Annotated in this window: 9 protein-coding genes; 8 read left to right on the top strand and 1 reads right to left on the bottom strand. The window is 60.2% G+C overall.

The genetic code is table 11. The features are described from left to right. Positions 1–236 (bottom strand): substrate-binding domain-containing protein (locus NW827_RS11475; RefSeq protein ID WP_414503717.1); only part of this gene is annotated, 236 nt, incomplete at its 3' end. 405 nt (positions 237–641) lie between these two features. Between NW827_RS11475 and rplI the strand changes: the two genes are divergently transcribed. The 8 genes from rplI (at position 642) to glmS (ending at position 10,236) form a co-directional block, all read left to right on the top strand. Further along, a complete protein-coding gene (gene rplI, locus NW827_RS11470; RefSeq protein ID WP_414365800.1) occupies positions 642–1,106 on the top strand; it encodes a 50S ribosomal protein L9 in 465 nt (154 codons plus the stop codon). Between the two features lie 137 nt (positions 1,107–1,243). Then, positions 1,244–3,001 carry a replicative DNA helicase gene (gene dnaB / locus NW827_RS11465; RefSeq protein WP_414361535.1) on the top strand — a complete coding sequence of 586 codons (1,758 nt, stop codon included), beginning with the start codon at positions 1,244–1,246 and terminating at the stop codon, positions 2,999–3,001. A gap of 131 nt (positions 3,002–3,132) precedes the next feature. Next, on the top strand, positions 3,133–4,029 hold the full coding sequence (locus NW827_RS11460; protein ID WP_414361510.1) for a universal stress protein: 897 nt from the start codon (positions 3,133–3,135) through the stop codon (positions 4,027–4,029). 20 nt (positions 4,030–4,049) lie between these two features. Further along, complete coding sequence (gene larB, locus NW827_RS11455) at positions 4,050–4,862, top strand: nickel pincer cofactor biosynthesis protein LarB (protein WP_414361508.1); 813 nt, start codon at positions 4,050–4,052, stop codon at positions 4,860–4,862. Between the two features lie 236 nt (positions 4,863–5,098). Beyond that, a complete protein-coding gene (locus NW827_RS11450; protein WP_414361506.1) occupies positions 5,099–5,932 on the top strand; it encodes a TerC family protein in 834 nt (277 codons plus the stop codon). Positions 5,933–6,172: 240 nt separating this feature from the next. Next, positions 6,173–7,027 carry an ABC transporter ATP-binding protein gene (locus NW827_RS11445; RefSeq protein WP_414503716.1) on the top strand — a complete coding sequence of 285 codons (855 nt, stop codon included), beginning with the start codon at positions 6,173–6,175 and terminating at the stop codon, positions 7,025–7,027. After that, entirely contained in the window at positions 7,027–8,199 is a 1,173-nt protein-coding gene (locus tag NW827_RS11440) for an MlaD family protein (protein ID WP_414403660.1), read from the top strand. Before NW827_RS11445 ends, NW827_RS11440 begins: the two co-directional genes overlap by 1 nt. A gap of 189 nt (positions 8,200–8,388) precedes the next feature. Then, positions 8,389–10,236, top strand: coding sequence for a glutamine--fructose-6-phosphate transaminase (isomerizing) (glmS, locus tag NW827_RS11435; RefSeq protein ID WP_414361502.1), 1,848 nt, complete (start codon positions 8,389–8,391; stop codon positions 10,234–10,236). The last annotated feature ends 67 nt before the right edge of the window (positions 10,237–10,303 follow it).

Genomic DNA, 10,303 nt, shown 5'->3' with positions numbered 1-10,303 from the left:
CCGGCACCGCTCCCCACCGACTGATAGTTGACTTGGATGTTGGGGTTTTTCTTGCTGAATTCTTGAGCCCAAGTTTGGTAGAGGGGAGCCGGGAAAGTAGCCCCCGCGCCGTTGATGGTTACAGTCTGCTGAGCAAATACCCGCTGCCAATTTGCCTGGCTGACCGCAAACCCAGCAACCGTGGCAGAGACAGACTTCAGGAAGGAACGACGTCCCAAGGAGCGCGGCATCAACATACAGAAGTCTCCCAGATGAAGATGGTGTCTCGATCCAACTCTGAGTGCTCTAACCTCAGAGCCTGCTCAAGCCGGGCTGATCTCAAAAAAACCAGGGATCCCGTTCAAGACCCTTGCCACTCTGGTTCTTATCGTTAATGTAATATAACGTTCATCCTTTTTAGTTAACGTGAGGTTAAAATCAGGTTATTTCTGTCTGTAGCTAGTCTCCCTTGTCGCTCTTTCCAGGGATCCCTTGCAGGGGAGAATACCCTCGATCGAGGAAACGCGGCGTGAAGACCCCTGGATTCAAGGGCCTACGGCTGGGCTCTGGGGCCGGCTGAGTTTTCCGAGCTCTTTGGGCTGACATCAGCTTGGCAAATGCTTAGAATGGAAGGCTGGCGAGAAAATTCAGTGCTTTCCTCCATGGCTAAACGTAACGTGCAGGTTATGCTGCGCCAGGCGATCCCGGGCTTGGGCAGCCCAGGGGAGGTGGTGAGTGTCAAGCCTGGCTATGCCCGCAACTACCTTTTCCCGCGGCAGATGGCGGTGCGGCTTACGCCTGGGCTTCTCAAGGAGCAGCAGATGCGTCGGGAGCAGGAAGCTGCCCGCAAATTGGCGGAGAAGCAACAGGCGGAAAACTACAAGAAGGCTTTGGAGACCATCGGTCGCTTTGTCATCCGCAAGAAAGTGGGCGAAAAGGATTTGCTCTTCGGGCAAGTGACCACCACCGACATTGCCGAGGTGGTGCTGGCCACCAGCGGCCTGGATATCGACCGCCGCAACATTCTGCTCAACGAGGAGATCAAGAAAACCGGGGTTTACCTGGTGCAAGTGAAGCTGCACCCAGAAGTAACAGCCACGCTACGCATTCAGGTCACGCCTGAGTGAGAGAGAAATCCCAGGGGGCAATGGGAGATAGCAAGTAAAGCTTGGCCTGGCCGCTTAAGGTGCTTGGCCAAGCAGCTGGCGAGTGTGGAGCTGGGTTGGTTTTTCTATCCTGGCTGGTGGTGATTGGCGATTACGACCTGACAGGTGGGGATCGACTTCCGCCGCAGAACGTAGAAGCTGAGGAGGAGATCCTGGGGGGCATTCTCCTCGATCCCGAGGCAATGGCGCGGGTAGCGGAGTTCCTGCGTCCCGAGATGTTTTACCTCTCGGCCCACCAGGAGATTTATCGAGCTGCCCTGCACCTGCACAGCCAAGGCCAACCCACCGACCTAATGACGGTTTCTGCCTGGTTGGCAGATCACCACCTCCTCGAGCGAGTGGGCGGGACGGCGGCAATTCGTCGCCTGGTGGAGCAGACAGTTAGCAGTGTCAACATTGACCAGTACGCCCGCCTGGTGGTGGACAAGTACATGCGCCGCCGGCTGATTCAAGTCAGCAGCAACTTGGCGCGTCTGGCCTACGACACTAGCCAGCCCCTCTCTCAGCTCCTGGATCGGGCTGAGCAGGAGGTGTTCAGCCTCACCCAGGAGCGAGTGCAGCGCAGCCTTGTTCCGGCCTCGGAAGTTTTGGTGAGCCTCTTCTCCGATTTGGAGGAGAAATTCCAAAGTGGGGCCCAGTTCCCCGGGATCCCGACCAAATTCATTGACCTCGACAACCTAACCCAGGGCTTGCAGCGGTCGGATCTGGTCATCCTAGCCGGCCGTCCCTCGATGGGAAAAACCAGCCTGGCCCTTAATATTGCCCAAAATGTGGCTGCCTACGTCAAGCAACCGGTAGCCATCTTCAGCCTAGAGATGTCGCGGGAGCAGCTGGTGCAGAGGCTTCTAGCCAGCGAAGCCCGCATTGAGAGCAGTCGTCTGCGCTCAGGGCGCATCAGTGAAAACGAGTGGCAGCGCCTGGGTCAAGCCATTGGCTTTTTGTCACAACTGCCTTTGTTTATCGACGACACACCCAATTGCACTGTTACAGAAATTCGCTCCAAGGCGCGGCGTCTGCAGGTGGAGCAAGGGGGGACATTGGGACTGGTGTTGATCGACTACTTGCAGTTAATCCAGGGATCAGAGTCCGACAACCGGGTGCAGGAGTTGTCGCGCATTACCCGCGGCCTCAAGGCGCTAGCCAAAGAGCTGAGGGTGCCGGTGCTGGTGCTGTCTCAGCTTAGCCGGGCGGTGGAGTCCCGCTCGGACAAGCGGCCGCAGCTAGCAGATTTGCGAGAGTCGGGTTGCCTGGCCGGCGACACCCGCGTGAGGGACGTAGATCGCGGCAAGATCTGGCGGCTAGATCAGCTGGCAGCCCTGCCGCCTTCAGCGGAACTACCGCGCCTGCTTAGCCTCAACGGGCGCGGGCGCTTGGTGCCCCAACAGCCGGTGAAGGTATTTTGCAGTGGGCGACAGCCCACTTGTCTTCTGAGAACCCGCCTCAACTTCTCCATTCGCGCCACTGGCAACCACCCCTTCCTGACTCGGGAAGGCTGGAAAACCCTCGACGAGCTGCAACTGGAAGAGGAGGTGGCGGTGGTGGTGCAGGAGGGATTGATCTGGGATCCAGTCGTCTTCATCAGCGAGCCGGGGGAGCCGCAGCCGGTTTACGACATTGAAATGCCCCGCCACCACAATTTTGTGGCCAACGGTCTGCTAGTGCACAACAGCATTGAACAGGATGCCGACGTGGTGATGATGATCTACCGCCCAGAGTACTACGATCCCAACACCAGCGATCGCGGCATTGCCGAAGTGATCATCGCCAAGCACCGCAACGGCCCCACCGGCACCGTGCGCCTTTTGTTTGAAAGCCAGTACACCCAGTTTCGGAACTTGGCAGACCCCTATCGATGAGCAAAAGCTGCGGCAGAGGTGGATCCGGACTCCCTTTCAAGGGCAGGTCTAAGCCTGCGAGGTGTTAGCCTGAGATTGCCCCTGCTGGAGCAGGGCGCCGTTGCTGCCTACCCCCCTCTGCCCAAAGCCATATGTTCAAAAGCCTGCTGATTGCCACTGACTGCCGAGATGGACTGCAGCGTTTTGGCAAATGCCTGGAAGAGCTTCACCTGAATGGAATTGAACGCGTTGCCTTCGTGCACAGCATTGCCTGGCAGGACGACGACATAGGCCTTCCCGAAGACATCACCCCCGCCGTGCAGGCGCAACAGGCTCGCCTGCAGGAGGTGTTGAGCGCCATTCCTGGGGGGCTGGAAGTCAAGGTCTTGGTACAGGCGGGCAAGGCGGTGGATCTGATTTTAAAGGGGATCCAAACCTACAGCTCCGACTTGCTAATCACCGGCATGGGGATCCACAACCTGCTCACGGAAAAACTGTTTGGCAGCACCACTGTGGAGCTGCTGCCTAAGTTAACCATCCCCTTGCTGGTGATGCGACCGCAACTGCTGGCCGTCTTTACCCTAGAGGAGTTGCGTCTGCGCAGCCGCCACCTCCTTCGCAGCCTCCTGGTACCCTTTGACTTTGAAGAGCCGCGCCGGCAACTGCTTGAGCGTCTTGGTCAACTGCTGCCGGGAACTTCCCAGTGCCAGTCAGTTACCCTGCTCTATGTAGTGGATCCCAGCGCCCGCCGCAACCAGGGCATGGCGGTGGAGGTGCTCAAACGCAAGGCTGAGGCCGACTTGGCTCAGGTAATCGGGCCGTTGAACGAGCAGGTGCAGCCGCTGCAGGTGCGGGCCCTGGTACGGGTGGGATCGCCGCTGCAGGAGATCCTGGCCACTGCCGCTGCTGAGGACGTGACCGCCATTGCCACCGCCTCTCCGCGGGTGGGCAGCTTTTGGGAGTGGTCGGTTCGCAGCCTCACCGGCGAGATCCTGCGGCAAAGTTGGCATCCGGTGTTGTTTTTCCCACGCCGGTCTTTGGCCCAGTAGAGCTGCTCAATCCCCTAGCTATGGCCGACCCAACCCAAAGCTTGCGAGAACTGTTGCAGGCAGTGGCTCAAGGGAGGCTCTCTCCCGAACAAGCCCTGCAAGCCTGTCGCTTTCTGCCCTTCGAGACCGTGGGAGACTTCGCCCGCCTGGATCACCACCGTCCTTGGCGCACGGGCTTTCCCGAAGCAGTGTGGGGGCCGGGCAAAACCCCTGAGCAAATTGCCCAGATCCTAGAACGGCTCCACTGGCAGGGATCCCTGGCTTTGGCCACCCGCGTGGAGGCTTCTACCTATGACCAGATCCGCCGCTGGCTGCCCCAGGCGCAGTATTCTCCAGTGGCCCGTCTGTGTTGGCTCCCGGCCCAGCAGGCACCCCGCTATCCCGGTCAGATTAGTGTCATTTCCGCTGGCACCGCCGATGTGCCGGTAGCTGAAGAGGCCGCGCTTACCGCCGAGCTTTGCGGGTTTACGGTCAAGCGCCTTTGGGATGTGGGGGTAGCCGGGATCCATCGCCTGCTGCACCACCGCGCTGCCCTAGAGGCCGATGTGCTGATCGTGGTGGCGGGCATGGAGGGAGCCTTGGCTAGCGTAGTGGCCGGCCTGGCGGACTGTCCGGTGATTGCTGTGCCCACTAGCATTGGCTACGGGGCCAGCTTCCAGGGCTTGGCCGCGCTGCTGACCATGCTCAACTCCTGCGCTGCCGGCGTGGGAGTGGTGAACATCGACAACGGCTTTGGGGCGGCCATCCTAGCTGCCCAGATCCTGCGCTGTGGCCACCGCCTGGCATCGCGGTTGCCCTCCCCTGCACCTCCTGGAGAGAGCAGAGAAGGTTAAGAAATGTAAAACGATCCCAAGCCGGACAGGCTATACTCAGGCCATGCTAGGGCTTTGGAGGGGAGGTTGTGGCCAAAAATTGAGGGAGGGATCCCTTCTCCAGGTATCTTTTGTTAGGTGTCTTTGGGGCGCTTCCTCAACGACCATAAAAATCTCCTGGAAGGGGTTGTCGAGAGATCTGGGATAGCGGTCTGGAGTTGGCTGCACCGAACGAACAATTTTTTTGACTGGGGTACGTGAAGCTTGCTGCTATGTCAATCGAGGCAATAGGTACCACTGTTGTTCAAGGGATAATTCAGTCCTTCACTTGGACGGACCTCTTTTTGGTGGTGGTCTTGGTGTTTTTGGAAGCGGCCCTCTCTGCAGACAATGCTGTCGCCCTCGCGGCTTTGGTCAAGCATTTGCCCACCCCTCAGCAACAACACCGGGCCCTACGCTGGGGCATCGTAGGTGCCTACAGTTTTCGCATCGCCATTGTGTTTGCAGCGGTTTGGTTGGTCGAGTACCCCCCTGCTCGATTTTTGGGGGCCTGCTACCTGCTCTGGCTGGCCTGGCAACATTTTCGCGGGCAGGAGGAAGGCCCGGCGCAGGACCTCACCCGCCAGGCCAATTTTTGGCAAACCCTGGTCATGGTGGAGCTCACCGATCTGGTGTTCTCGTTTGACAGTATTGCCGCTTCTGTAGCTGTCTCCCGCAAGGCCTGGGTGATTATCCTGGGGGGCATCCTCGGCATTACCCTAATGCGCTACATGGCCTCTTTGTTTTTGCGCTGGCTGGATGAGTTTTCCCGTCTGGAGGATGCTGCCTTTGCCATCATCGCGCTGGTAGGGATCCTCATGCTGCTGGAGGTGTTCTTCCCCCAAATTGAGATTCCGGAATGGGGGATGGTGGTGGCTGTGCTGCCTTTGTTTATCTGGGGCTTTTCGCAGCGTACAAGCTCCTGCGCGGCAGCCGAGGAACAGCCACTGGCCCTGGCCGATCTCAAGGAGTTCCACCGAACCGAAGGGATCCCTGCCAGCCTAGCCCCCCTGCCTGAGGCCGAGCCTGCTCCCGAGCTACAGCCGGACTAAGGAGCCTCACGGACAGCTTGTTCCGGATCCCTGGACCTGGGAGGTCTGGTGGCTAAGAGACAAAGGCTGGCAGGTGCTCCGTAGCCTTGGCTGCTGGAGGCAACAGCAGCAAGTTGTTCGCGTAGTGCGACGGCTCTTAAACTAGCAATGGAACGCAAGCCACGGGAGGGAGGCACCCTGACCTTGCAGTTCTGCTGGAAGTGTTGGGCGAAGTGCTTCAGAAAGGACATTGGCACCAGCATGAACGGCCAACAGCAGCCGCCGGCGGAGAGTCCCCAACCCCAGTCTGGAGCGGGGAAGGGAGATCCCGTGCCCTTGGTGGAGCTACGGCAGGTTTCCAAGCGCTTTGGAACCACGCTGGTGCTTGACCAAGTCGATCTGAAGGTGCATCGGGGCGATGCTCTGGGGCTAGTGGGGCCTTCTGGCACCGGCAAATCAACTCTGTTGCGCATCATCGCTGGCTTGACAGAGCCGGACGCTGGCGAGGTGTTCTGGTGCGGCATCCCCCTGCCGGAGATTCAGGCCGGCCACTGCACTCCCCCCTTGCGGGTAGGCATGGTATTCCAGCAGGCGGCCCTCTTCGACTCCCTGACGGTGGAGGAAAACGTCGGGTTTTTGCTCTATGAGCACTCGCGGCTGCCAAGGGCACGCATTCGAGAGCTGGTGGCAGCCAAGCTGGAAGCAGTGGGGCTGGCGGGTAAGGAGGACAGCCTGCCGGAGGAGCTCTCGGGGGGGATGCGCAAGCGGGTTAGCTTTGCCCGCGCCATCATGGAAGATCCTTCGCTGCCCCAAAACGAGCCCCAACTCCTACTCTACGACGAGCCCACAGCGGGCCTGGATCCGATTGCTTCCACGGTGATCGAAGATCTCATCCGGGATCTGCAGCGGGTGAAAAAAGCTTGCGAGAGCTACATCGTGGTGACCCACCAGCACAGCACCATCTACCGCGCTACCGACCGCATCGTGCTCTTGGCCCAGGGGCGGGTGCAGTGGGAGGGATCCGTGCAAGAGATTGAGACAAGCGACAACCCCTTTGTGCGGCAATTTTTCAGCGGTAGCGTAGAAGGGCCAATCCAAGTGGCAGGGCAGGTGTGATGCGTTCGCGAGCAATCCGAGAAGGGGCCGTGGGCCTGTTGATCCTGGCAGGGGCACTGGGCTTTGCTGGGCTGTTTTTGTGGATCTACAACTTGCGCTTTGGCAGCCGCGGCTTCCAGTTTACCGTCACCTATCCCAACGTATCTGGCCTGGCGGAAGGCTCCAGCGTGCGGCTGCGGGGGGTAGCCGTGGGCCGGGTGGAGCGCATCCTGCCCCAGGCGGCCCAGGTGGAGGTGCAGGTGGCCATCGACCAGCCGCTGGCCATCCCCCGCGATGCCCTGTTTGTTACCACCCAGACAGGGCTAGTGGGGGAGACGGTGATGGACATCCTGCCGCGGACGGCTGTTCAGGTAGCAGGATCTCCCTTGGCGCCCGACTGCGACCGCAGCCAAATCATCTGCAATGGCGATGTGGTGGAGGGCACAGCGGGGGTGGATTTTGGCCAGTTGTTGATCCAGCTGGATCAACTGGTGCGGCGCATCAACAGTGACGAGCTCTTCGATACCCTCAACGCTACCTTGGAGGAAGTCACCCGCGTTGCCAACAGCCTGTCCAGTCTCTCGGAAAGCGTGGAAAAGCGGGTGGAGGAGCTGGATTTATCGCAATTTAGCGCTGCCGCCGCGGCTATCCGGGAGACGGCTGTGGCGGCGAAGGGAACAGCTCAAAGTTTGCAAGCAGCTGCTGACCAGTTTGCCCTGCTGGTGGCCCAGAACCGCCCCTCCCTCTATGCTGCCCTGGCCAATATCCAGCAGGTCAGTGCCGATCTACAAGCCATGTCAAGCGCGGTTCGCCCCCTGCTTACCGATCCCCAACTGCAAGAGAATGTGCGCCAGCTCCTGGCAGGGGCGCGAGTAGCGGCGGAGAACGCGGCCAAGGCCACTGAGGATCTGCGGCAGATTACGGCTGCCCTCAACGATCCGGGCACCCTGGCCACCCTACGCCAAACCCTAGACTCGGCCCGCATCTCCTTTCAAAATGTGCAAAAGATCACTGCTGACATTGACGAGCTGACGGGGGATCCCCAGTTTCGCCGCGCTCTCCGGGAGCTGGTGCTGGGGCTGAGCAACTTGGTCTCCAAGGCCCCCGCAGAAGACGGGATCCAGCCTGCAGCAGCCCAAGGGTATCGCTTCCGTTTTGCGCCTGTTTCCTTTTGCCGAGGGGGCTGCCTCTAGCTCCCCAGAAGGGCAATAGCAGCCTGCCTGGCCTCTCCCTCTGGCAGGAGCTTAACAACCAGTCCGCCGCTTCCACGCTGGCCACCCGCCGGCGGCCGCAGAAACCATTGATGGGTTCCCGAAGCTGGGGTAGGCTTTGCCAATGGGGTGCTCCCCACCGCTGACGCGAGCAGGGTTGAGGTGTGAGGAATGTGTGGCATTGTCGGCTATGTGGGCTTTCAGTGGGCTGCCCCCATTCTGGTGGAGGGCTTGCGCACCTTGGAGTATCGCGGCTATGACTCCGCCGGTATTGCCACAGTGGATCCAGAAGAGGGCTTGAGGATTGTGCGGGCCACTGGCAAGCTGCACAACTTGCTGGTGAAACTCACTACCAACATGCCCACAGCCAAGGTAGGGATCGGCCACACCCGCTGGGCCACCCACGGCGGTGTCAGTGAGGAAAATGCCCACCCCCACTGTGATGCCCGCGGCCGCATTGTGGTTATCCAAAACGGCATTGTGGAGAACTACCTGGAGCTGAAGGAGGAGCTTCTGCAGCGAGGGGTTGCCTTTCGCTCCCAGACCGATACCGAAGTCATCGCCCAACTCCTCGGCTTCTACACTGAGGAGCTGGGATCTTTTGAGGTGGCCTTTGCCAAGGTGATGGAACGACTGCGGGGGGGAAATGCTGTGGTGGCTTTGGATCGGGAGGTGCCGGATCGGCTAATCGCCGCCCGCTTGGGTAATGCGGGGGCTGTAGTAATTGGCGAAGGAGAAGGGGAAAATTTTGTTGCCTCGGATCTGCCCGCCATCATCCGCCACACCCGCAGGGTGGTGTTTCTGGAAGATGGGGAGATGGCCATCCTCACTGCCTCCAGCGTGCGCTACCTACGCATTACCGGCGAAGAGCTGCGCAAACCCCCCCTCACCGTGGCCTGGGATCCCGTCTCGGCGGCCAAGGGGGGCTACAAGCACTTCATGCAAAAAGAGATCCATGAGCAGCCGCGCACCATCACTGAGACGCTGCGGGGGCGGACGGATCTGGAAAGGGGGCGGGTGAACCTGGAGGGACTGGCCCTGACGGAGGCGCAGCTGGCCCAGGTGGAGCAGATTCATGCCGTGGCCTGCGGCACTGCCTGGCATGCCTGTCTGGTGCTCAAGTACTTCATTGAGAGCCTGGCTCGCATCCCGGTGCAGGTGGACTATGCTTCCGAATTTCGCTACCGCCAGCCGGTGCTGCGTCCCCACGACCTGCTTGTAGCCCTCACCCAGTCCGGTGAGACGGTGGATACGCTAGCAGCCATGAGCGAGGCCCGCACCCAAGGGATCCCCACCCTGGCCATTGTCAACGCCATTGGCTCCCAGGCCACGCGCCTGGCGGATGCGGGGGTCATCTACCTCCACGCCGGGCCGGAGATTGCCGTTGCCTCCACCAAGGTGTTTACCGGCATGCTGGTGGCAGGGTACCTGCTGGCCCTGCAACTGGCCCAGGCCAAAGGGATCCTCAGCCCCGCCCAGATCCGATCCCACCTGCAAGCTCTCATCGAGCTGCCGAGCAAGATTAGCCTCCTGCTAAAAGACGCCGCCCTCTACGAGCAGTTGGCCGAGCAGTACCACCACGTCACCGACATGCTTTATCTGGGCCGCTGGGTCAATGCCCCCATTGCCCTGGAGGGGGCGCTAAAGATGAAAGAGGTCAGCTACATCCACGCCGAGGGCTACCCAGCAGGGGAGATGAAGCATGGCCCCATTGCCCTCATCGACGAGCGCATGCCGGTGGTGTGTATTGCCACCCGCGATCCCGTCTACGAAAAAATGCTCTCCAACATCGAGCAGGTGCGGGCGCGGGGCGGGCGAGTCATTGCCCTGATCAATCCGGAAGATACCCAGGTCCGGGAAAAAGCCGACCACGTCATCGAGGTGCCCAGCACCACACCTCTGCTGGCCTCAGTTTTGAATGTCATCCCCCTGCAGTTGTTTGCCTACGCCATGGCCCTCCGCCGGGGGGCTGACGTGGATCAGCCGCGTAATCTGGCTAAGTCAGTTACGGTAGAATAGCTGCTCCTTTAATCGAGCGATTGCACATTTTGCACAATTCGAGAAAGCTCACTTCTCTCATCCACAC

Source organism: Synechococcus sp. H70.1, assembly GCF_047502705.1.
Classification (GTDB): Bacteria; Cyanobacteriota; Cyanobacteriia; order Thermostichales; family Thermostichaceae; genus Thermostichus.
This window is presented reverse-complemented; position numbering and strand designations above follow the sequence as displayed.

Coding starts and splice junctions, on each gene's coding strand:
- rplI (WP_414365800.1), top strand. CDS start 642: ATGGCTAAACGTAACGTGCAGGTTATGCTGCGCCAGGCGATCCCGGGC.
- NW827_RS11460 (WP_414361510.1), top strand. CDS start 3,133: ATGTTCAAAAGCCTGCTGATTGCCACTGACTGCCGAGATGGACTGCAG.
- larB (WP_414361508.1), top strand. CDS start 4,050: ATGGCCGACCCAACCCAAAGCTTGCGAGAACTGTTGCAGGCAGTGGCT.
- NW827_RS11445 (WP_414503716.1), top strand. CDS start 6,173: ATGAACGGCCAACAGCAGCCGCCGGCGGAGAGTCCCCAACCCCAGTCT.
- NW827_RS11440 (WP_414403660.1), top strand. CDS start 7,027: ATGCGTTCGCGAGCAATCCGAGAAGGGGCCGTGGGCCTGTTGATCCTG.
- glmS (WP_414361502.1), top strand. CDS start 8,389: ATGTGTGGCATTGTCGGCTATGTGGGCTTTCAGTGGGCTGCCCCCATT.